General features: G+C 37.3%; 19 protein-coding genes and 1 tRNA gene. 13 read left to right on the top strand and 7 right to left on the bottom strand.

Features of this window, described 5'->3' with window-relative positions:
- Window positions 1–97: 97 nt before the first annotated feature.
- From G525_RS0118565 to G525_RS0118550, 4 genes are all read left to right on the top strand, one after another.
- Window positions 98–814 (top strand): pirin family protein, encoded by a 717-nt coding sequence (locus G525_RS0118565; protein WP_027127476.1) that lies wholly within the window; start codon window positions 98–100, stop codon window positions 812–814.
- Between the two features lie 99 nt (window positions 815–913).
- The gene (locus tag G525_RS0118560) at window positions 914–1,537 is read left to right on the top strand and encodes an isochorismatase family protein (protein ID WP_027127475.1); all 624 of its coding nucleotides are present in this window, start codon (window positions 914–916) and stop codon (window positions 1,535–1,537) included.
- A 43-nt stretch (window positions 1,538–1,580) separates the two neighbouring features.
- The gene (locus G525_RS0118555; RefSeq protein ID WP_027127474.1) at window positions 1,581–2,093 is read left to right on the top strand and encodes a YceI family protein; all 513 of its coding nucleotides are present in this window, start codon (window positions 1,581–1,583) and stop codon (window positions 2,091–2,093) included.
- Between the two features lie 198 nt (window positions 2,094–2,291).
- Window positions 2,292–2,609, top strand: a complete 318-nt coding sequence (locus G525_RS0118550; protein WP_027127473.1) for a GNAT family N-acetyltransferase — start codon at window positions 2,292–2,294, stop codon at window positions 2,607–2,609.
- A 176-nt stretch (window positions 2,610–2,785) separates the two neighbouring features.
- On the opposite strand, the gene G525_RS0118545 is transcribed toward G525_RS0118550, so the two are convergent.
- A tRNA-Leu gene (locus tag G525_RS0118545) sits at window positions 2,786–2,867 on the bottom strand.
- 186 nt (window positions 2,868–3,053) lie between these two features.
- Between G525_RS0118545 and G525_RS0118540 the strand changes: the two genes are divergently transcribed.
- The 5 genes from G525_RS0118540 (at window position 3,054) to G525_RS0118520 (ending at window position 9,380) form a co-directional block, all read left to right on the top strand.
- Complete coding sequence (locus G525_RS0118540) at window positions 3,054–3,995, top strand: ribose-phosphate pyrophosphokinase (RefSeq protein WP_027127472.1); 942 nt, start codon at window positions 3,054–3,056, stop codon at window positions 3,993–3,995.
- Window positions 3,996–4,055: 60 nt separating this feature from the next.
- Window positions 4,056–4,697, top strand: a complete 642-nt coding sequence (locus G525_RS0118535) for a 50S ribosomal protein L25/general stress protein Ctc (RefSeq protein WP_027127471.1) — start codon at window positions 4,056–4,058, stop codon at window positions 4,695–4,697.
- A 288-nt stretch (window positions 4,698–4,985) separates the two neighbouring features.
- Window positions 4,986–5,618, top strand: coding sequence for an aminoacyl-tRNA hydrolase (pth, locus tag G525_RS0118530; RefSeq protein ID WP_027127470.1), 633 nt, complete (start codon window positions 4,986–4,988; stop codon window positions 5,616–5,618).
- Between the two features lie 168 nt (window positions 5,619–5,786).
- A complete protein-coding gene (locus tag G525_RS0118525) occupies window positions 5,787–6,992 on the top strand; it encodes a porin (RefSeq protein WP_027127469.1) in 1,206 nt (401 codons plus the stop codon).
- A 69-nt stretch (window positions 6,993–7,061) separates the two neighbouring features.
- On the top strand, window positions 7,062–9,380 hold the full coding sequence (locus G525_RS0118520) for an inorganic phosphate transporter (RefSeq protein WP_027127468.1): 2,319 nt from the start codon (window positions 7,062–7,064) through the stop codon (window positions 9,378–9,380).
- Between the two features lie 491 nt (window positions 9,381–9,871).
- Here G525_RS0118520 and G525_RS0118515 read toward each other — a convergent pair whose 3' ends face one another.
- The 5 genes from G525_RS0118515 to G525_RS0118495 form a co-directional block, all read right to left on the bottom strand.
- On the bottom strand, window positions 9,872–13,372 hold the full coding sequence (locus G525_RS0118515; RefSeq protein WP_027127467.1) for an efflux RND transporter permease subunit: 3,501 nt from the start codon (window positions 13,370–13,372) through the stop codon (window positions 9,872–9,874).
- The gene (locus tag G525_RS0118510; protein ID WP_035480187.1) at window positions 13,365–14,552 is read right to left on the bottom strand and encodes an efflux RND transporter periplasmic adaptor subunit; all 1,188 of its coding nucleotides are present in this window, start codon (window positions 14,550–14,552) and stop codon (window positions 13,365–13,367) included. Before G525_RS0118510 ends, G525_RS0118515 begins: the two co-directional genes overlap by 8 nt.
- 123 nt (window positions 14,553–14,675) lie before the next feature.
- Window positions 14,676–14,984, bottom strand: coding sequence for a GxxExxY protein (locus G525_RS21435; RefSeq protein ID WP_342662770.1), 309 nt, complete (start codon window positions 14,982–14,984; stop codon window positions 14,676–14,678).
- A gap of 222 nt (window positions 14,985–15,206) precedes the next feature.
- A complete protein-coding gene (locus tag G525_RS0118500) occupies window positions 15,207–16,550 on the bottom strand; it encodes a TolC family protein (RefSeq protein WP_027127465.1) in 1,344 nt (447 codons plus the stop codon).
- Entirely contained in the window at window positions 16,540–17,157 is a 618-nt protein-coding gene (locus G525_RS0118495) for a TetR/AcrR family transcriptional regulator (RefSeq protein WP_027127464.1), read from the bottom strand. Before G525_RS0118495 ends, G525_RS0118500 begins: the two co-directional genes overlap by 11 nt.
- A 108-nt stretch (window positions 17,158–17,265) precedes the next feature.
- Between G525_RS0118495 and G525_RS0118490 the strand changes: the two genes are divergently transcribed.
- Window positions 17,266–18,240, top strand: a complete 975-nt coding sequence (locus G525_RS0118490) for a polyprenyl synthetase family protein (RefSeq protein ID WP_027127463.1) — start codon at window positions 17,266–17,268, stop codon at window positions 18,238–18,240.
- Between the two features lie 6 nt (window positions 18,241–18,246).
- Window positions 18,247–18,600 carry a hypothetical protein gene (locus G525_RS0118485; protein WP_027127462.1) on the top strand — a complete coding sequence of 118 codons (354 nt, stop codon included), beginning with the start codon at window positions 18,247–18,249 and terminating at the stop codon, window positions 18,598–18,600.
- A 98-nt stretch (window positions 18,601–18,698) separates the two neighbouring features.
- On the opposite strand, the gene G525_RS0118480 is transcribed toward G525_RS0118485, so the two are convergent.
- Window positions 18,699–19,232: a hypothetical protein gene (locus G525_RS0118480; protein WP_027127461.1), complete on the bottom strand. Its 534-nt coding sequence runs from the start codon at window positions 19,230–19,232 to the stop codon at window positions 18,699–18,701.
- 125 nt (window positions 19,233–19,357) lie between these two features.
- Between G525_RS0118480 and G525_RS0118475 the strand changes: the two genes are divergently transcribed.
- The gene (locus tag G525_RS0118475) at window positions 19,358–22,117 is read left to right on the top strand and encodes a 2-oxoglutarate dehydrogenase E1 component (protein ID WP_027127460.1); all 2,760 of its coding nucleotides are present in this window, start codon (window positions 19,358–19,360) and stop codon (window positions 22,115–22,117) included.
- Window positions 22,118–22,254: 137 nt separating this feature from the next.
- Entirely contained in the window at window positions 22,255–23,538 is a 1,284-nt protein-coding gene (gene odhB, locus G525_RS0118470; RefSeq protein WP_027127459.1) for a 2-oxoglutarate dehydrogenase complex dihydrolipoyllysine-residue succinyltransferase, read from the top strand.
- Window positions 23,539–24,129 lie beyond the last annotated feature (591 nt).

The raw sequence follows: 24,129 nt of genomic DNA, 5'->3' as shown, positions 1-24,129 counted from the left end.
TTTCTGACCTTGCAAATTGAAATAAAGAAAACCTGAAAAATTTATAAATTATTAATAGGGTAGGTTAAAATTATCTACCAATAAAGAACTAAAAACTATGAACACAATAATTCACAGAGCAGACACACGAGGTGATGCCAATCACGGGTGGCTACATTCAAAACACACGTTCAGTTTTGCCAATTATCACAATCCTGAGCGCATGAACTTTGGCGTATTGAGAGTGTTAAATGACGATACCGTTTCAGAAAGCAGAGGTTTTGGCTCACATCCGCATCAAGATATGGAAATTGTTTCCATCCCATTGGAAGGCGATTTAAAGCATGAAGATAATATGGGCAACAAGACCATTATCAGAGAAGGCGATATTCAAGTTATGAGCGCTGGTACTGGGGTGATGCATTCAGAGTACAATAACAATCCAGATAAGCCTGTAAAATTTCTGCAAATTTGGGTTATTCCAAACAAACGAAACGTCAAGCCACGTTATGACCAAATTTCACTAAAGGATATAGCAAAGGAAAACGCATTCTATCAAGTACTTTCTCCTAATGAAAATGACCAAGGTGTATGGGTGCATCAAGATGCCTGGTTCCATATTGGAAAATTCTCAAAAGGCAATGAAGATGAGTACAACATCAACAAAAAAGGAAATGGCGTCTATGTCTTTATCCTTGAAGGAGAAGTTGAACTGAATGGAGAAAAACTTTCAAAAAGAGATGGAATGGGCGTTTGGGATACAGACAGCTTTACCGTTAAAGCCACAGAGGATGCCCGCGTGCTTTTAATGGAGGTGCCCATGCAAATGAACTAATTATTAATGTTAATGCATCAATCAAACACTAACTAATATCGTTAATTGTCGACCGTCAGAAATGACACAAAATTGAAAAGAGTGTAAAATAATAAAAGAATTAGCCCAGAACTGATAAGTAGAGACATTCATATATTATTTATAATTAATCAAGAAAGTCAGATGGCTTTTGGAAACCATAGTCACAACCTTATGGAGTTGAGAAACAACATAGGTCTTGTTTGCGGCGCTTCTAAAATTTTTAACATTCCTACGGTGGTGACAACCATTGCCAGGGATACATTTACGGGTCCTGTGTTTCCAGAAATACTTGAGGTTTTTCCAAATCAAGATGAATACATCAATAGCACAACATTGAATGCTTGGGAAGATGACAAAACGCATAAAGCAGTAACTGGAAAAGACAAGAAAAAAATTGTAATGTCAGGGAGTTGGACAAGTGTTTGTTTGGCACTACCGGCACTATCGGCATTTAATGAAGGTTATGAAGTTTATGTGATCAAGGATTCTTGTTGTGATATGACCAAGGAAGTACACGAAACGGCCATACAGAGATTGATACAAGCCGGTATCAGACCGATAACTTCAATGCAGTACTTGTTAGAGATACAACGGGATTGGGCCAATAAAGAAACGTACGATGATGTTATGAGTTTAATAAAACGTTTTGGAGGCACCTACGGTATTGGTGTGCAGTATGCAGAAGATATGGTAAAACAATAAAATTCAAATTTTAACAATTATAACAATTTAAAATATTATAGATATGGCAACGAAATGGAAAGTAGACGAATCTCACTCGGAAGTAGGATTTAAAGTAAAGCACATGATGATTTCAACCGTAAAAGGAGCATTTGAAGAATTTGATGCCACGGCTGAAACGGAAAATGATGATTTCAAGAATGCAAAATTCGACTTTACTGCAAAGGTGGATTCTATCAATACGAAAAATGAAGATAGAGATACGCATTTAAAGTCAGAAGATTTTTTCAATGCAGAAAAATATCCTGAATTGACGTTTAAATCGACATCATTCGATGGCAACAAGTTGGTTGGAGATTTAACCATCAAAGATGTCACTAAAGAAATTACTTTAAATACAGATTTTAATGGTACTGCGGTAGATCCTTATGAACAGACCAAAGCTGGTTTTGAAATTACAGGAAAAATCAACCGAAAAGATTTTGGGCTTACTTGGAGTGCAGTTACAGAAGCAGGAAGTATTGTAGTGAGTGATACGATTCAATTTGTAATTGATCTTCAGTTTATTAAACAATAATTGTAAATTCGAAATAGAGATGATTGGGATTGGTTGTTTTAGACGTCAATCCCATTTTTTTTAATTAAATTTCATGAAATTGTCAGGGGAGTTTAAAGGACTTATCTGAGTAAACACCAAATAAGGTCACATCATTTTTAAAATCTTACGTCGCCCTGCACTTTTAAAGCAATTATAGATAACATTTAAAAAAAAGTTATGAAAATAGATTATAATGACATCCCATTAGTTAAAAACGAAGATAAGAAGCGATTCGAAATCGAGGTTGACGGCCATTATGCCTTCATCGATTATAAAGCACCTGGCGATAAAATTGCCTTGATCCATACCGAAACGGATCCTGAGCTTAAAGGAAAAGGTGCCGCAAGCGCTGTGGTGGAGAAAACTTTACATTATCTTGACGAGAACAGCACTCTTTTACTTCCTTTTTGTCAGTATGTGTTTGCGTACATTAAAAAACATCCCGAATGGAAACGTATCGTAAGTCCGGATTTTAAAGGATATGACGAACTTTAAAGCAGTCTTGAAACGAAATTGAAGCGTTTTATGATCAACATCGTACTTTAACCGCAAATTATCTGCACGAAATTTTACGGATTGTAAGTTTTCACTCTACAAAAAAAGAAGAATGTTGTGTCTATGCGGTACCCGCAAATAAAAAAAGACTCCAACATTTCTGTTGAAGCCTTTTGTACTCAAGGCGGGAATCGAACCCGCACGTCTCGCGACATTGGATTTTGAATCCAACGTGTCTACCAATTCCACCACTTGAGCAATTATTTGGTAAATATAATTTAAGAACATCGAAATGCTATTAAATCGACTGCAAAATTATAAAATATTTTTCTACTAACAACTAAAATATCCTTCTTTTATACTTTTTCTGTCCAAATAAATTCTTAAATTTGCAGCCTGTTAAACAAAACGAGGATTAATTCGTTATAAAACACTCAATTCCAAATGCCTAACTTTGTTACAGAAGCTAAAATTTTTGCTTGTTCACAGAGCACAGAACTTGCAGAAAAAATTGCAGCTACCTATGGTGCGCCATTAGGGAAAGTGATTACATCAACATATAGTGATGGAGAGTTTCAACCATCTTATGAGGAATCTATAAGAGGAACGCGAGTTTTTATAATAGGATCAACGCATCCTGGGCCTCAAAACCTGATGGAAATGTTATTGATGATTGATGCCGCAAAGCGCGCATCAGCAAGACATATTACGGCGGTTTTACCTTATTTTGGTTGGGCTAGGCAAGATAGAAAAGATAAACCGAGAGTGCCAATAGCTGCCAAACTGGTAGCGAAAATGTTGGAAGCAGCCGGGGCAACCCGCATTATCACTATGGATTTACATGCGGATCAAATTCAAGGCTTTTTTGAAAAACCGGTGGATCATTTATTTGCCTCCACAGTGTTTTTGCCTTATTTAAGAAGCTTAAATTTAGATAACTTGACGATTGCTTCCCCAGATATGGGCGGTTCAAAAAGAGCTTATGCCTATTCTAAAGCTTTGGAAAGTGATGTGGTAATTTGTTATAAACAACGCGAAAAGGCCAATGTGATTTCGCATATGGAGCTGATTGGTGATGTTACTGGAAAAAACGTGGTCTTAGTGGATGATATGGTAGATACCGCTGGCACCTTGACTGCAGCCGCTGATTTAATGATAGAGCGTGGAGCATTGAGCGTGAGAGCAATTTGCACACATCCTATATTATCTGGTAACGCCTATGAGCGCTTGGAGAATTCAAAATTGGAAGAGTTGATCGTAACCGATTCAATTCCGCTAAAACAAAAAAGTGATAAAATTAGAGTGATCAGTTGTGCCGATTTATTTGCGGGAGTGATGCATAATGTACACTATAACAAATCAATTAGCTCTAAATTTCTAATGTAGGTTTTGACAGGCTCAACCTCAACTAATAAATAATAGTAATAATTAATAAATAAATTTTAAATGAAATCAATTACAATCAACGGATCTCAAAGAGAAAGCGTGGGCAAGAAAGTAACAAAAGCCTTACGTAATGCTGGTCAGGTTCCTTGCGTATTATACGGAGGAGACAAAGCAATGCATTTCTCAGCACCTGAATTGGCTTTCTCTAAACTGGTTTATACGCCAAATGCGCATACAGTTGTGATTGCCTTAGAAGATGGAACGTCGCTTAATGCTATCATGCAAGACATCCAATTTCACCCAGTAACTGACAGAATCTTACACATAGATTTCTATCAGTTATTTGACGATAAAGAAATTACCATGGAAATCCCTGTTCGTTATATCGGATCTTCCAAAGGGGTATTGAACGGTGGTGTTTTACGTAAAAACCAGCGTCACCTTAAAGTAAAAGCAATTCCATCAAACTTGCCAGATTTTATTGAGGTTGATATTACGCCTTTAAAGATTGGGAATAAAATGTATATTACTGAATTGCCAAATCCGGATTTTACTTTCTTACACCCAGACAATACTGTAATTTGTCAAGTTAGACGTTCTAGAGCAAGTGTTGCTGAGTTTGAAGCCGAAGAGGAAGACGAACTTGAAGAAGGAGCAGAAGCTGCTGCAGAAGGTGCAGAAGCAACTGAAACTCAAGAGTAAATCTTGCCTTGCAATATATTTAAAAGCATTCTGTTTATTCAGGATGCTTTTTTTTTTAGTGAAACCCATATTCCAATAGCCGAAGGCGCATTGGAATATTCTGGTTAAACTCATCCCGCCTTTTGGCAGGATCTCAATCACTAACGTTGGCAACTGTTTTTGACTTCGGTATTTAATTTCAGGTTTACAGACCTGAGGATGCCTAGTTAATAATTGTTTGTGTGAATTCTTCAGGCATTTTCGCAAAAAAGATTATTTTTCACCAGCACAAATAGAATTTGAACTGAAATGCTAAGTTTTTTACACCATATTTTTAAATCATCAAAAACCAAAACACCTGTTGAAGAAAACGTCATGAAAAAATATCTCATCGTAGGTTTAGGCAATATCGGTAGTGATTATGCCAATACCCGCCATAATATTGGCTTCAAAATATTGGATCATTTGGCCAAAATGGAAGGTTTAAGTTTTGAAACCCAAAAACTGGGAGACCTCACCGTTTATAAATTTAAAGGACGACAGTTCATTTTGTTAAAACCCAATACCTATATGAATTTAAGTGGAAAAGCCATCCAGTATTGGCTAAACAAAGAAAATGTGCCTCTTGAAAACCTGTTGGTGATTACCGATGATCTGAATTTGCCATTCGGAACCATTCGTTTGAAAACAAAAGGAAGTGCGGGTGGCCATAACGGACTTAAGGACACCCAGGATAAACTGCAAACAACCAATTACAATCGTTTTAGGTTTGGTATTAGTGACGCTTTTAGTCAGGGGAGACAAGTGGATTATGTTTTAGGAGAATGGACGGCAGAAGAAGATTCTAAATTGTCTGAACGTTTGGATAAGTCGGTAGAACTCATTAAATCCTTTGGGACTGCAGGTGTAAATATCACCATGAATACTTTTAATGGTCAATAGATTAAGTTGACATTTTGTATTCATAAAAACCGTTTTTATGGTTGGAATTGTTATTATCCTGTTAAGCCCTGGTCTTTTTACACCATTTTTCTAAAAACTTAACATTTACGAAACATTAAATTAACATTAGAGTTGGTTATTTACAATTCTAGGAACTCATACTAATCTATGAAACTTCAATTAACGCTTCTGGTGGTGCTTTTTCTTGCTTTTTTTAATTCCAATGCCCAAGAAGTTGATGCGCCCAAATTTGGAAATGGGATTTTGAATCTCAAAGGAAAGGATAGTACGTGGTCTATGAAAGTCGGAATGCAAATACAATTCCAGGTGTTTTCAGAATCGCAAGAACAGGAGGATAGATTCTCGGATTTCGAATCTAATTTTTTGATCAGAAGAGCACGAATAAAACTCGATGGTTTTGCCTACTCACCCAAGTTAACTTATAAAATAGCCATAGGTCTTGCCAACAGAGATATTTCTGGGGGCTCAATTTATACCTCCAACGCCCCACGTTATATTTTGGATGCGGTGATGAAGTGGAATTTTTATAAAGACTTTGAGTTTTGGTTCGGGCAAACTAAACTTCCAGGAAACAGGGAGCAGCTGGTGTCCTCCGGAAATCTTCAATTGGTAGATCGCTCACTTTTAAATGCTACTTATAATGTCGGCAGAGATCTTGGCGTTCAATTCAGACATCATTTTAATCTTTCTAAAAAGTTTGTAGTTAAGGAAGCCTTTGCCATATCTCAAGGTGAAGGACGCAATATTACGTCTGGTAATGTTGGTGGCTTTCAGTATACCACCCGGCTAGTGCTCCTTCCTTTTGGGGATTTTACAAAGAAGGGAGGAGATTATATAGGAGGAGATATCTACAGAGAAAATACGCCTAAACTGGCGTTAGGTGTTACCTATGATTATAACAATAAGGCGGTTAAGAACCTAAGCAATAGAGGCGCATATATGTTGAATGATATAGGTTTTTATGAAACTGATATTTCAACGTTATTTATTGATGCGATGTTCAAATATCAAGGATTTTCTTTTATGGCTGAATATGCCAATAGAACGGCGGCAGATCCTTTAGCTAAGAATTCAGACGGTACTCTTACCGGTGATGTGGTGCAGGTGGGCAATGGTGTTAATCTTCAGTCAGGGTATATGTTTGAAAACCATTGGGAAGTTTCTGGAAGATATACCAATATAGGGTTTGATAAGGTTGTCACAGGCAATAATCCTCTTAACCAATACACACTGGGCGTTTCTAAATATATTTTGGGACATAAATTAAAAGTGCAAACGGATGTAAGTTATTTAGATCTAGAAATTCAAAATGACTTTTTATTGTGGCAATTGCAATTTGCAATTCACTTTTAAATAATAACAATTAGGTAACATCCCATTAAAAAACTGTCAGGATATTTGCAAACGATTTTAAACTAAATTATGGACAATTTTTACTTATACATGATTATTGCCTTAGCCATATTGGCAGTTGCTGATTTGGTAGTTGGAGTGAGCAATGATGCAGTAAATTTTTTGAATTCTGCAATGGGTTCCAAGGCGGTTTCTTTTAGAACTCTAATGATTGTGGCCAGCCTTGGGATCGGAATTGGGGCTATGTTTTCGAGTGGAATGATGGAGATTGCCAGAAAAGGAATCTTCAATCCTGAACAATTTATGTTTAGCGAGATTATGATTATCTTCATGGCGGTGATGCTCACTGATATTTTACTCCTAGATTTTTTCAATTCTATAGGATTGCCTACATCCACAACAGTTTCCATTGTGTTTGAGTTGCTTGGAGCCTCTGTAGCAATGACCTTAATTAAAATCAGTCAAAATGGGGGCGGATTTATAGAGGTCTTCGACTATATTAATACCGAAAAAGTATCAGAAATTATTTTCGGAATCTTACTGTCCGTCGTTATTGCATTTTCTATTGGAGCCTTTGTGCAGTGGGTGGCACGGTTGTTTCTCTCTTATGATTTTGAACGAAAAGCCAATTGGGTGGGTGCCGTATTTGGAGGTATCGCTCTGACTTCCATCACGTATTTTATTTTTATCAAAGGTATTGGGGGGACCAGTTTAGCCAATCAAACCTTTGATATCATTAATGGAGAAACAGTAAATGACTTTTTAGAGCACCAAGCCGTTTATATCGTGTCCATAAGCCTTGTTTTTTGGCTTGCATTATCTTATGTTCTGATTGCTTTTTTTAATTCCAATATTTATAAGGTTGTCATTTTAGTAGGGACTTTTGCTCTGGCATTAGCCTTTGCTGGGAATGATTTGGTTAACTTTATTGGACCGTCTATGGGCGCTTTCCAGGCGTATTCAGATTTTACAAATCCAGAAATCAATACCTTGGGATTATCAGCTTCGGAGTTTTCAATGGCTAGTTTGAGTGAAAAAGCGACTACGCCCACACTCTTGTTGCTCATTGCAGGTTTAGTCATGGTGGTAACACTTTGGTTTTCCTCAAAGGCTAAAGGTGTGGTCCAAACGTCCATCGATTTGTCAAGTCAGGGAGAAACGAAAGAACGTTTTCAACCCAACTTTCTGTCTAGAACCTTTGTGAGAATGGCCATGGGAGTATCGCAAGTCTCCTCATATATATTACCAAAATCGTTGGAAGATAAAATTGACAAACAGTTTGAGGCGCCTGTAATCAAACTTTCCAAAGATAAAGTACACGAATTGCCTTCATTTGATTTGGTTAGAGCTGCGGTTAACCTTATGGTTGCTGCTGTATTGATTGCTATTGCAACATCTTACCAACTGCCCTTATCCACAACATACGTTACGTTTATGGTGGCCATGGGTTCTTCGCTTGCAGATAGAGCTTGGGGAGCGGAGAGTGCCGTGTATAGAGTGGCAGGGGTGTTAAATGTGATAGGAGGTTGGTTCTTTACTGCTTTCAGTGCGTTTTTTGCGGCTGCGTTAGTGGCGTATTTACTTAATCTGAACATTAAGATCATGTTCCCGATTTTATTGTTGGTGGCTTTTGGATTGCTTATCAAAAGCTCTATTGCGCATAATGAAAAACTGAAAGAGACCAAAGCCGAAGATCGTTTGAGCAAAACTGAAAGTAGCTCTGTACAAGGCGTCATACATGAGAGTGCTAAAAACATTGCCAACGTTGTTAAGCGTGGGAATAAGATTTATACCAATGCCATAAACGGCCTTGCTTTACAGGATCTTTCGTTATTAAAGAAGAATAAAAAGCAGGTGAAGAAACTTTCAGACGAGGTGGATGAATTGCGTGACAATATCTTCTATTTCATCAAGAATTTGGATGATTCAAGTGTGGGTGCCAGTAATTTTTATATTAATATTTTAGGGTATTTACAGGACATGACCCAATCATTGGAATACATTTCTAAGGTGAGCCATAAACACATTCATAATAACCACAAAAAATTAAAGTTCAGTCAAATAAAAGAGCTTAAAGAGGTAGATGAGCGCTTTGAGCGCTTGTTCAACAATACTAGGAATGCTTTTGAATCGCACTCTTTTGAAGAAATAGGCATTATTCTAGGAAGGAAAAAAGAGATTATAAGCTTGGTGACTGATAAAATTCAGAAACAAGTGGAACGTACACGTACGGAAGAATCCAGTCCTAAAAACACGACACTTTACTTTACTATTTTGTTGGAAACCAAAGATTTGTTGACAGCAACCATGAATTTATTGGAAGAATATCATCTCGCACATGACAGTTCTGTAAAACCGATACCTTTTCCGGATAAACATAAGAAGTAAGAACTTCGGATTATTTTTAATTTCATAAAAAACACTCTTAGTAGACATACCGTCAATTAAGAGTGTTTTTCTTATCAGTCCCAAAATGAGGGTTCAATCCCAACTTAAATGGATGGTCTAAGCTATTGCTTTAATGCATTTTCTTTATGGCTTTCAACCATTTTCGACATGGATTTTCATAACGCGTTGCTCACCTTAACATGCTCGTAAATAAGATGTGATGGTAGTACCAAGATAACCGATTTTTCGATTAACGGTTGACCGTTACAGAGTCTTTAGGTTTCGATCTATCGGAAGGTCTGGCATTATAAGCTCAGCCACTTCTAAATGCGTCTTAAGTTGTGCGAAGGTGTTGTGCTAATACTAAACCTGCTAATGATCTGTTTGTATGTCCACAAATGTTTTAACAAATCATAGTTAATCGCTAATCATTGGATGAAAAAAGGCTAAATAACAATGTCATTTAGCCTTTCAGTACTGAACATTCAAGATTATTCAGCCAATTCTTGATCTAAATCTTTGTTAACTGATTTCAGTTTGACACGCAACCACATTTTGAATTTTGTGACCAAGAAAAATAAAATAGGAACCACTATTAATGTCAGAAATGTTGCAATGATCAATCCGTAAATAACCGTCCATGCCAATGGACCCCAAAACACGACGTTGTCTCCACCCACATAAATATCCGCATCAAATTCTCTAAATAGTGAAAAGAAATTAATATTCAGACCAATTGCCAAAGGTACCAAACCTAGAATGGTGGTAATAGCGGTTAACAAAACAGGACGTAATCTTGCTTTTCCTGCCTTAACGATACTTTCAAAAAGATCGTCTGTTTCTAAATAATCAGATTTTTCAAGATCGAGCTCATACTTCTTTCGTTCAATGAGCAATTCGGCATAATCTAAGAGCACCACGCCATTGTTGACCACAATTCCGGCCAAAGAAATAATTCCTACCATGGTCATCATGATTACAAAGGCACTGCCCGTTATTACAATACCTCCAAACACACCAATAAAACTTAAAAATATAGCCAACATGATAATGGCAGGTTTTGAAATGGAGTTAAATTGAAATATCAAAATAAAGAAAATCAGTCCTAGTCCCGTGGCAAAAGCGCCAACCAAGAAAGTCATTTGCTTTTCCTGTTCTTCGATCTGGCCGGTATAATCAATTTTTATGTTTTCTGGCAGGCCTTCAAAACTCTTCATTTCATTTTGAATTTGCGTCACAATTGCACCCGCATCAGTATACCCCGGAGATAACGCAGAATAAACGGTTACCACACGGTTAGTGCCTTTGTGTTTAATGGCACTAAATCCAGAATTGTTTTCGTATTTAATAAGCGTTGTTAATGGGATGTTCTTTATCTGTCCCTTATTATCTCTAAACGTAATGTTTTGATTAAATAAGGCGCTGGTATTATACCGATTCTCTTCATTAAAGCGCACGTAAATATCAAAATCATCTCCATCTTCTTTATAAATACCCGCCTTGGCACCAAAAATAGAATTACGCAATTGCTGACCTACTTGGGAAGCACTCACACCTAGCTCTCCTGCCTTTTCACGATCCACCGTCACACGCATGGTTGGCTTGTCTTTATTTACGTCAATTTTAAGCTCATCAATCCCAGCTACGTTTTTAGAGTTTATAAACTCACGCATATTTTCTGCGGTAACAATCAATTCGTTGTAATCGTCACCTTCAATTTCAATATTGATCGGTGATCCTACCGGCGGCCCGTTGGCATCTTTCTCTACTGAAATAAGTACCCCAGGATAAATGCCAACCAAGGCTTGCTGGACTTTTTGACGCAGCAATTCACTGTCCGCACCATTTCGGAATTTATACTCGCGCATGGATGCCGTTATTTTTGCTTTATGCGGCATTTCAGCAGCCGACCCCATGTCGTTTCGAGGATCTCCTGCACCTTCACCAACTTGTGAAACAGCACTTTCCACTAAAAAATTATAATCGTCTTCTTTATATTGTTTGTCATTAATCACATTATAGACCCGTTTTTCAATCTGTTTGGTAATCGCATTGGTTTTTTCAATGGCGGTCCCTTGCGGATATTCAATATAGACTATGATTTGATTCGGTTTATTGTCCGGGAAAAATTCCACTTTTGTACGTTGTGTGCCTAATGAGGCTCCAAACCCAACAAAAGCCAAGATGAGCAATGCAAAAGTGCCTACTGTTAAAATATACGGCATTTTGCCGGACAGTGACTTCCGTAGCTGACGTTCATACCAATTCTCAAGTTTAACCAACGTGTTGTTTTGGAAGCTATTGGCCCATTTTCTTAAGAAGAAACGATACACCCACAACATGATAGCCGTGAATATCATGAGCGTTCCTAGCGCCCGATAGTCGCCTGCGGTAAAAAACACGATCAGACCTAGAATAGCCATGACGCTTGTCGTAATAATAATCCGTTTGAGCGGCATATTTTTGTCCTCAATACTCATAAACTGAGACACCAATACGGAGTTGAAAAATATGGCGACAAATAATGAGGAGCCTAGAACTACTGATAGCGTAATTGGCAGAATCATCATAAACTCTCCCATGATTCCCGGCCATAGGCCTAAAGGAATAAATGCTGCCACCGTAGTTGCGGTGGAAATAATAATGGGGAAGACAATTTCACCAATTCCTTTTTTGGCCGCTTCAACACGACTCATACCTTCTTCGTCCATCAAACGATAGACGTTTTCAACTACCACAATCCCGTTATCCACCAACATTCCGAGTCCCATGATTAATCCGAAGAGGACCATCGTATTTAAACTCTGGCCCATTAAATTCAGGATCATAAGAGACATGAACATGGACATTGGAATGGCAAACCCAACGAAAATGGCATTTTTAAAGCCTAAGAAGAACATGAGGACGGTGACCACCAGGATGACTCCAAAAATAATATTATTGACCAAATCATCTACCTGACCGATAGTTACTGACGATTGATCATTTGCTATGGTGACAATAAGATCTTGAGGAAATACGTCTGCTTTCGTTTTTTCAACGATTGCGGTAATCTGTTCTACGGCAGCCACCATGTTTTTTCCTGCACGCTTTTTAACATCCAACATCACAACGGGATCGCCGAATTCTCGGGCAAATGTTGTTTTGTCTTCTTCTTTAAAGGTAACCGTGGCCACATCCTTTAGATAAATAGCATTGCCATCTTCTGATTTTACCACAAAATTCTCCAATTCTTTAGGGGAATCAATCTCGCCTAAAATACGAATGGTTCGTCGTTGCCCACTCGCAATTAAATTGCCGGCAGACATGGTAACGTTGCCGTTTTTAATCGCTCCAATAATATCATTAAAGTTAACTTGTGAAGCCATCATTTTATAGATATCCACCGCAACTTCTACTTCCTTTTCCTGGGCACCGCGAATGTCTGCTTTTTTAATTTCCTGGATGTCTTCAATTTCATCCTGAAGATATTCGGCAAATTCCTTAAGTTTTTCAACCGTGTAATCTCCTGAAATATTAATATTCAGAATAGGCATCTCTTCGGAAAGGCTCAACTCAAAAACGTTAGGTTCTACTTTGGCCTCATTAAAAGTTGGCCAATCTTCACTAGAGGTTTCACTATCTATCTCGTCTTTTACCTTTTGTTTGGCCTGTTCAACAGTAATGTTCTCGTCAAATTCTACAATCACCATAGAAAAATCTTCCTGGGAGGTAGACGTGATATCCACTACATTACTGACCGTTTTTAATTTGTCTTCAAGCGGATCTGTAATAAGTTTCTCAATGTCTTCCGCAGTATTTCCTGGAAAAATGGAACTGACATAAATTTTAGTTTCATTAACCTCAGGAAAACTTTCTCGAGGCATATTAAAAAACGCAGCAATTCCCAAATAAAAAATCACGGCAATAAGAACATACATTGTCGTCTTATTGTTTATGGCCCATGAAGACAAGCCAAATTCTTTTTCCACTTGCTTTTTCTTCTTAGTCATTCTGTTGGTTGTCTAGTATTAGCACTTCTACGGTTTGCCCGTCTTTCACACTTCTTGCGCCTTCCTGAATCAATTCGGCATCATTTTCAATGCCTTCCAGCACTTCAATATCGTCACCTTGGGTTCTTCCGGTTTTAATAATCACCCGTGAAGCGGTGCCTTGTCCTTTGCTGTTCTTATCTTTTACAACATATACATATTGTTCGCCCTCAGCGTTTTCAGAAATGATACTTTGTGGAATCAATAATGCATTTTCATTGGTGTAATCGTTAATTTTAAGTCGTGCAGTTAAATTTGGCTTAATAGACTGATCCTTATTTGGGATGTCAACTTCTGCTTTAAACGTTCTGTTGGATGAATTGATGACGCTACTGGTTTGACGCACTTTGGCATCTATGGTCTTGCCAAGAACCGGAAAATTGACTTCTACATTTTTGCCAGCAGTAATACTGTTGACATAGCGCTCAGGAACTTCAGTTTCAATATACATATTCTCTAAATTCACAATGCGCATTAATTGGGTTTGTCCCGCAGCTACAACATTGCCTTGTTCCGTGATGACGTCATCAATAGTTCCAGAAAAGGGTGCTTTAATAATTGTTTTTTCTATTTGTTGCTGGAGTTGGTTAACGGCTTCTGCCTGCCCTTCATAAGTGGATTTTGCTTGTAGAAACTGGATCTCACTACCAATTTTTTGATCCCATAAACGCTTTTGACGCTCAAAGGTGGTTTGTGCGAGATTGGTTTGAATTTGTTGCTGGGCCAATTGTTGGCTTAGCCCACCATCGTCAATTTTACCCAAGATTTGACCTTGACTTACTTTTTGACCTTTCTTTACATAAACATTGGTAAGAATACCATTGTATTCAGGTTTTAAGACCATTAAATTTTTTGTGGTAACACTACCTTGAAGCTCCAACACATGGTTGAATTCTTTTGTTTGGGCTTTAAATGTGGTAATCAACGGAATGTTTTTAGTGGTATCCAAAACCGATATTTTCTCGTCAAGCCTCTTGATTTTATCATGAATAACTTGTTGATCATCCACCAATTCTGCTCTTTTTTTTCTGATGGTTTCCAGGTTGTTGCTTTTTAATGCACTTTCAACCGTGTTTTTTTGGCCGTCACCACAAGAAGTGATAAGAATGCTAATGGTTAAAATGGTGAGTATGTATTTCATAATTAATTGGTTTAATTGTAATATGGAGCCTAAGCTGAAAAAAGTGTTGTTTTTATTATCAATTATTTGAGATTCTTTTTATTCCGTTTTTAATCAGTGCGACGTTAAAATTAAGAAGCATGCCTAATTTAAATCTGATAGTTTTAAATAGGTTAATACTTGAGCAATATGGACATCGTTCAAAGTATCAACTGATTTAATTTCTAAGATAACTTTGTTTTCAGTGATGATATCTACCCTATAACCTACTTCCAGTTTAACATCTTCATAAATAAGAGGTATTGCTCTTTGTTTTTCAACAAGAACCCCGGTTTTTTTTAACTCATGAAACATGCAGGCTTCATAAGCACTTTTGAAAAGACCTGGTCCTAGGGCTCTATGGATTTTTATAGCACAGTCAAACACTATTTTAGAAATTTCGTTTTCTGTCATGATTTCTATTATAAATTGAAGACCATATCTATTAGTATTTTATTTTTTTTAAAACGCAATGTTCGCAAAGATTTTTTCGCGAAGGTCGCAAAGAGTTTTAGAAATTAAAATTCATTTATCATTTTGTTAAACAGGTTCTTGTTTGTTTTAATTTTTGCAAATCATTCCCCGATATAATTGCGAACTTTGCGACTTTCTTTGCGTCCTTGCGGTTATTTATATTTAGTTAGTGATTACATTCAAAGCAGTTTCCAATTCAGCTTTAGCCTTTATGACATCTACCATGGATTGTAAAAAATCTTGTTGAGCTGTATAAAGCTGCGTTTGTGCCTGACGCAAGTCAAAACTTGATGAAATTCCTTCAAAGAATTTTGTTTGGTTTTTGGCTTCAATACGCTCTGCCAATCTCAAATTTCGCTTCTTATTATCGTATTCTTCAATTGCAAATTGATATTCGCTTTTGGCGTTAGAAATTTCCAATTCGATATTTTGTTCTGTTTCTAGCAGATCTGTTTCTGCTTTTTCAACATTAATTCTCGCACGTTGCGAAGAAGCGCTTCGCATTCCGGAACTAAAAATTGGAATATTTAAACTAACACCAAAAAGAGAGGACCCATACCATTCTTGATTTTTTTGTGTAAAGCTGAAATCATCGCGAAATGCGGAATAACCACCGTTGATGAACGCATCCAAGGTTGGTAAGCTCTTGCTTTTTTCTAACTTAAGCATGAGCTCTTTGGAGGTTTTGTCATTTTCTGCAATTTGATAGTCAATCGTGTTTTCGATATCAGCTTCGGTTTGTAATAATCCAATAGAAATGTATTGTTCAGTTAGTTCTTGCAAATCATCAGTTAGCCTTATCGGACGATTAATGTCCAGACCAAGTGTCATATTGAGCATTTGGTAAGCCATGGTTTTCAATCGGGTCATGTTGTTCAAATTGCTTTCAATACCTGCAAGTGTAATTTGTAATTGCTCAACGCTCTCTTCCTCTGCCAGTCCATTTTCAAAGATCTTGATGGTTTCGTTGAGGTTTTGTTGTAGCACTTCTAAATTACGATCTAATATCACAATGCTCTCATCAGCCACCAATACGTTGCCGTAGGCGTTGATGACCGCTTTTCTGACTTCCAAATCTGTTTTGGTTTTGGCATTCTTTGAAATTTCCAAAAACACTTTGGCGGATTGTAAACCTACAATATAGGAGCCATCAAAAATCTTTTGGGTTAAGGTGGCGGTGGCATTGATGTTTTGTTTGGTGCCAAAAATAACTTCAGCAAACTCGCCGGGGTTACCGCCAAAAAATTCCGCCGGAATCACTTGAACTTGTTGTTTCAAGAAGTTTTGATAGTCAACCCCTGCATTCAATTGCGGCAATCCAGTGGCCGTTGTTTCCCATTTTTGGGCCTCAGCAGCTTCAATGTCGCGTTCAGCATTAATGGATTGTCGGTTATTTTCAAGTGCGAAATCAATAGCTTCCTGCAAGCTGAATGCTGTAGGTGCCTCTTGTGAGAACATGATGAAAGGAAACAGGATTAATAAAAGTATATGAAACTTATTTGTCATTGGGTTGTATTTGATTGTTGATGATTTTTGAAAGTACTTTCAAGCCTTTTGGTGTGCAAATACCCCTGACGTGGTATTCGATATAATAGTTCATTAAGGAGGCCATGGAAAAGACTTTTAACGGAAATAACTGTTTGTCTTTTAATGACATTATAGAGGCGAAATAAATTTTGGAGATAAATGCAATTTCGATGGTATCTCTATAAAGTCCGAGCGCTATGCCGCGTTTTAAATTATTCACTACACAAGCATCCATCAAACCAAATTGTTTGGATCGTAAAGAGTTAAAAATCTTAGGATAATATTTTTGTAATTGATGGTAAGGAGATGATTTCTCATCCTTTAAATGTTCCAATACAAGCTGTTTGATATCGTAAATTTCTTCAATAGGATCTTTTTGCAGTTGGCATATACCGTCAATACCGTGTGAAATGAGTGCAAACATTTCTAAGGTTGTGGACTCGACCAATTTGGTTTTATTTTCGAAATGCACGTAGATGGTTTTCTTTGAAATGCCCAATTCATTGGCAATATCATCCATAGTAACGCTTTTGAAACCAAGTGTCAGGAACAATTCCGTAGCTCTATGTATAATCTTTTCTCTCATAATAGGGCGCAAAAATACGATAGGAAACTTTAAAAACAAATAAAGTTTCCAAAGTTTAATATAATTTTAATATTGCTTTTCTGAGCCGATTTCCTTTATTTTTGCTTCATGCAAAATATTCCATTTTATCACCGTGCATTTATCGCTTATCTAAAGGAGAAAGTGCAATCAAAAGAACCTAACTCACTATACGATCCGATATTATATATTTTGGGCTTGGGAGGTAAACGTCTAAGACCCATTTTAACCTTAATGACTGCTGAAGCTTTCAACGACGATTATGAGCATGCACTCAATGCCGCTTTAAGTGTTGAGATTTTTCATAATTTCTCTTTAATCCATGATGATATTATGGATGCCGCGCCATTGCGTCGCGGAAAACCAACTGTGCACGAAAAATGGGATATCAATACAGGAATTTTGTCAGGAGATGCTATGCTTATTATGGCCTATCAGCTTTTTGAACAGTATGAGGCCTCTACTTTTCAGGATTTAGCAAAACTCTTCAGTAAAACTGCGTTACAAGTATGTGAAGGACAGCAATATGATATGGATTTTGAAACTAGGGATGATGTTCAGGTGGAGGAATATCTCAAAATGATCGAATTCAAAACTGCGGTATTAGTGGGTGCAGCCATGAAAATGGGGGCTATTGTAGCATCAGCAGCAAAAGAGGATCAAGATCATATTTATGAATTTGGAAGATTGTTGGGCATAGCCTTTCAACTTCAGGATGATTATTTGGACGCTTTTGGAGATCCGGAAACCTTTGGAAAGCAAGTAGGTGGCGATATTATTGAAAACAAGAAAACATTTTTATACATCAAAGCAGTTGAGTTTTCCGATGAAGATGACAAGTTACAACTACAACATTTGTTTGGAATCAATCCAACGGATGCTTCCGATAAAATTGAAACCGTAAGACAGATCTTTCAATCTAGTGGGGCGGCGGATACCACTCGTAACGAAATTGAAAATTATACAAAACTGGCCTTTAAGGTGCTTGATGAACTTTCTATTCCTGAAAACAAAAAAGACGCTCTTAAAGAATTTGGCCATGATTTAATGAATAGAAGGGTATAAAGTGCAATGAAAGATCTAAAAACTTTTGACGATTTAGTGAATGAAGCTCAGCATCTGAATCTTTATACAAAACTCATTCATCAACTCAATAAAGATTTGGCATTGGCCAACGTTAATTTGGAGTTTGATGATGAAATCCTGCCAACCAGTTTGAAATTACTGTTGCACCAAGAAATATTTCGACTTATTCAGGAAAAATTCATGGACTATCTTAACCTGCTCTACATTATTGATGTTTCTGAGACGAAAATTAAGGAAATGGATGGTAATGATGTTTTATTGTTGTCAGAAAACGTCACGTTTCTAATCTTAAAACGGGAATGGCAAAAGGTGTATTACAGGAGTACATTTTCTTCTTGAAACCATCTCCAGGAATAGAGTTTTATTTTGGGTGTACGTTGTGGAATCAACACCCACTTTTTGGATGAATGCTCTTAACAACTATGATAGAAAGGTTGCTAGAAATAAACTCTGATAAAAGGTGCCCAAGCATCGGCGTAAATGCTTTTTTTCTTATCGTATAATACATCGTATCTCACGCCAATAGCCACATTATGAGTTCTAAAACCGGCGCCTAAAAAGAGAGCGGGATACCAATAGTTTTCATTGGCGTACCTTAATCTGTCATCCCATTTACGGCTGACATTAAGTTCTTCAAATTCTGCTGATAATTGAATTTCCGGAATCGGATTGAACAATCCTATCAAACTCCCACCTATAACCGTTGATTTATAGATGTCTTTTTGCGTGTTATAAGTGCCATTGATCCCAACGCCTAAAGCAAATTGAGGGTTAAATTCATAAATAGCACTTGGTGCAAGAGTTCCACTAAAAAAACCGTCTCCAAAACTCAAACCAATTCCTCCACCAAAGCGAACATGACTCCAAAAATCAGGCGATGTTTGTGACGATGCCAATTGCGCCACTGCGCTGAATGAAAATGATATGCTTAGAAAGCAAACTATTAAGGTTTTATTTAATAGGAATCTCATAAAATTAGTATTTTGTTTATTGATACAGTTATATCATATAAATATACTAAAAGCAATTCTTATTTTAGTAAAAGTTGTATTTTTGACTAAAATTTGAAAACATCTGAACGTTTTACAAAAAAATGATGGATAAATATTCCTTTTTAAACGCTGCTCACTCAGCTCACTTTGCTGAATTATACGACCAATATTTACATAATCCGGATACAGTTGAACCAAGTTGGAGGGCTTTCTTCCAAGGTTTTGACTTCGGCTCTGAAAACAGTGACCCAGTCTATGATGATGGGGCGGTCTGTATTTCACCAGAAATTCCTGCGCATATGCAAAAGGAATTCAATGTGGTGCGATTGATTGATGGCTATAGAAATAGAGGTCATTTATTTACAAAAACCAATCCTGTTAGGGAACGACGAAAATACGAGCCAACCTTAGCTATTGAGAACTTCGGACTTCTTAAAGAAGATCTTAAAACAGTTTTTTCTGCCGGAGAAATTTTAGGAATTGGACCACAAAGTCTAGAGAGCATTATCAATCATCTCGAAAAGATCTATTGTTCCTCCATTGGGTTGGAGTACATGTATATCAGAAGCCCTAAAGAAATAGAATGGATTCAGAAAAAACTGAATGTCAGTGACAATCAACCTAGTTTTTCTGCTGATGAAAAAAAGCATATCCTTAACAAACTTAATCAAGCGGTTTCTTTTGAAAGTTTTTTACATACAAAATATGTTGGGCAAAAACGTTTTTCACTTGAGGGAGGGGAATCTTTAATTCCTGCTCTTGATGCGCTTATTGAAAGTGCTGCGGAAGTTGGTGTTAAAGAATTTGTCATGGGAATGGCACATCGTGGTCGTTTAAGTACGTTAATTAATATTTTCGGAAAATCGGCTAAGGATATCTTCAGTGAATTTGATGGGAAGGATTACGAACAGGAAATTTTTGACGGTGACGTCAAATATCACTTAGGCTGGACGAGTGATAGAGAATCTAAAGAAGGTAAAAAAATAAACTTAAATATCGCACCCAACCCGTCACATTTAGAGACTGTAGGTGCAGTGGTTGAAGGAATTGCAAGAGCAAAGCAAGACGATAAATACGCAGATAACCCATCTCAAGTTCTGCCTATCATCGTTCATGGAGATGCGGCAATTGCTGGTCAAGGTTTAGTTTATGAGGTGATTCAAATGGTGAATTTGGATGGCTATAAAACCAGTGGAACCATTCACATTGTGATCAACAATCAGATTGGTTTTACCACAAACTATCTCGATGCACGTTCTAGTACCTACTGTACGGATGTTGCTAAAGTAACGTTATCACCTGTGTTGCACGTTAATGCGGATGATGCTGAAGCGGTTGTTCATGCCATGTTGTTTGCCTTAGATTTTAGAATGACCTTTAAACGCGACGTGTTTATAGATCTTTTAGGATATCGTAAATATGGACATAATGAAGGTGATGAACCTAGATTTACACAACCAAAACTATATAAAGCCATTGCCAAGCATGAGAATCCACGAGACATTTATGCTGATAAGCTTATAAAGGAGGGTGTCGTTGATAAAGACTTTGTTAAAAATCTTGAAGAAAGCTATAAAGCTTCCTTAGAAGAAGAATTGGAAGATTCCCGCAAGGAAGAAAAAACAATCATTACAGCTTTTATGCAGGGAGAATGGACTGGTTATGAGCATGCCGATGAAAATAAAATGATGGAAACGGTGGACACGACGGTGTCTGAAGAAAAGCTTGCTAGGATAGCTAAGGTCATTTCAACGTTACCAAAAGATAAAAAATTTATACGTAAAATAGAACGTCTTGTTCAATCCAGACAAACCATGTTTGATGAAAACAAATTGGATTGGGCAATGGCAGAGCACTTGGCATATGGCACTTTATTAGAAGAAGGGCATGACGTAAGAATGTCAGGGCAAGATGTTGAACGTGGTACGTTTTCACATCGCCACGCTGTGGTTAAGGTTGAAGATAGCGAAGAAGAGATCATACTTTTAAATCACATCAATGAAAAGCAAGGAGAATTTTATATTTATAATTCATTGCTTTCAGAATATGGTGTTGTTGGTTTTGACTATGGATATGCTATGGCAAGTCCTAAAACGCTAACTATCTGGGAAGCTCAATTTGGAGATTTTAGTAATGGTGCCCAAATAATGCTCGATCAATATATTTCGGCAGCTGAAGATAAATGGAAAATTCAAAATGGATTGGTCATGCTATTGCCTCATGGTTATGAGGGCCAAGGTGCGGAGCATTCTTCAGCGCGTATGGAGCGTTATTTGCAATTATGTGCGAGTGATAATATGTACGTTGCAGACTGTACAACACCAGCAAACTTTTACCATTTGTTAAGAAGGCAGATGAAAGCAAATTTTAGGAAACCATTAATTGTGTTTACACCTAAAAGCTTGTTGCGTCATCCGTTGGTTGTATCGTCGGTGGACGAATTTGCAAACGGAAGTTTTCAAACAATTATAGATGATGAAAAAGCAAAGGTCGAAAAAGTTAAAACCTTAGTGTTCTTAACGGGTAAATTTTATTATGATTTATTAGAGGTAAGAGAAAATGAACAGAGAGACGATGTTGCCTTGGTAAGAATAGAACAGCTGTTTCCGTTACCAACTAAAGGAATGCGAGAGATTTTAAAGAAATACGAACATGCTGATGATGTGGTTTGGGCACAAGAAGAGCCTCGTAACATGGGAGCTTACAGCTTTTTGATGATGCATTTTGAGGAGTCCAAATCATTTAGGATTGCTTCACGTCGCGCTTATGGTGCGCCAGCAGCAGGAAGTTCAACACGTTCTAAACGTCGTCATAAAGAAGTCATTGATTATGTTTTTGATAAGACAAAAAACAATCAGAGATAGTAACTGGGATATACTTAGGACGTTCTATGACGTCGCTAAAAATTCCGACAGAAGATAAATTGAAATAAATTATAAAAATTCCTGCTTTGTAGGAGTTCAACAACGCAAACCAAAAGGTTACAAAAACAATAAGAACTATGATTTTAGAAATGAAAGTTCCTTCACCAGGAGAGTCCATTACAGAGGTAGAAATTGCAGCATGGTTAGTTGCAGATGGCGATTATGTAGAAAAAGATCAGGCTATTGCTGAAGTAGATAGTGACAAGGCCACTTTAGAGCTTCCTGCGGAGGCAAGCGGAATTATTACATTAAAAGCAGAAGAAGGTGATGCTGTCGCTGTTGGTGAAGTGGTATGTTTAATTGATACAGCTGCTGAGAAACCAGCTGGTAGCGGCTCAGAGTCATCAGACAGCAAGACCTCTGAAAGCAAAGGCGATGAAGGCTCAGGCGATAAAAATGTTGAAAAAGAGCTTGCCAAGGAACAAAAGGAAGCACCTACAAAGGAAGATTCGAAAGACACCCCAAAACCTGCCTCAAAAACATATGCCACTGGAGTCGCTAGTCCTGCAGCTAAAAAAGTATTGGCAGAAAAAAATATGTCAGCTTCTGATGTTAGTGGCACAGGAAAAGATGGTCGAATTACCAAAGATGATGCTGTAAAAGCAGTGCCTTCAATGGGAACACCAACTGGAGGACGACGTGGAGAATCACGTTCAAGATTGTCGATGTTGAGACGTAAAGTTGCAGAGCGATTGGTGAATGCCAAAAACGAAACGGCAATGCTAACAACCTTTAATGAGGTGGATATGTCCGCAATTTTCAAGTTGCGTGGAGAGTACAAAGAAGATTTCAAAAATAAACATGGCGTTGGATTGGGCTTTATGAGTTTCTTTACCTTGGCTGCAGTTAGAGCGTTAAAGGAATATCCTGCAGTAAATTCAATGATTGATGGTCAGGAAATGATCAGTTATGATTTTTGTGACATCAGTATTGCGGTGTCTGGACCGAAAGGTTTAATGGTTCCGGTAATTAGAAATGCAGAGAACTTAACCTTTAGAGGTGTTGAATCTGAAGTGAAACGATTGGCTATTAGAGCACGTGACGGACAAATTACTGTAGATGAAATGACCGGAGGAACATTTACCATTTCTAATGGAGGTGTTTTTGGAAGTATGTTATCTACACCAATTATCAATCCGCCACAAAGTGCAATTTTAGGAATGCATAATATTGTGGAGCGTCCTGTAGCAATAGATGGTCATGTTGAGATCAGACCAATTATGTACTTAGCTGTTTCTTATGACCACAGAATTATTGATGGAAAAGAAAGTGTCGGCTTTTTAGTAGCGATTAAAGAAGCTTTAGAAAACCCTACAGAATTATTAATGGATAATGACGTTAAGAGAGCATTGGAGCTATAGTCAAGAGAGTAATGACATTATAAAAAAGCAACTTACATTGTTAAGTTGCTTTTTTTTGTGACAATTCGATAGCTAGGGTAAATTTACAAGAATATTAGCGGTGATGATCAATACAGCACTTAAAATTAATCCGATGATCAATAATTGATTGCTGTTTTTGAAGTTCCATTTCATGGTTTTCATAAGGGTTTTAAAAATTAGAGTGATATAGGATATCGTTATAAAGACTTCATATTTATCGACACTGGCATGGTGATTTATAGCACTGTAAATTTCAGCAATATTGTAACGGCAAACAATACGTAACTTTACGTATATTTCGTTATAGGACTATAAATTGCTCAAAAAATGCTCAAAACGAACTAAAAGCGTGTAGAAATGATGCTAAACAGAAAAACCCTGAATCATTGACGATCCAAAGTTTTTCTTAAAAATAATTCCCCTAAGAATTAATAGCATAACAAAGATGCAAAATTACGAGGTGTCATACAATACGTAACTTTACGTATTTTTCAATGAATACGGCCGTTTTATACTATAAAAAAGCGCCATCTAGGGTTTTAGACGGCGCTTTTTTGCTTGTTAAAGGAA

The organism is Gelidibacter mesophilus DSM 14095 (genome assembly GCF_000423005.1).
Taxonomy (GTDB): domain Bacteria; phylum Bacteroidota; class Bacteroidia; order Flavobacteriales; family Flavobacteriaceae; genus Gelidibacter; species Gelidibacter mesophilus.
Note: the sequence above shows the minus strand (reverse complement) of the source record. Positions and strands in the feature narration are given on the sequence as shown.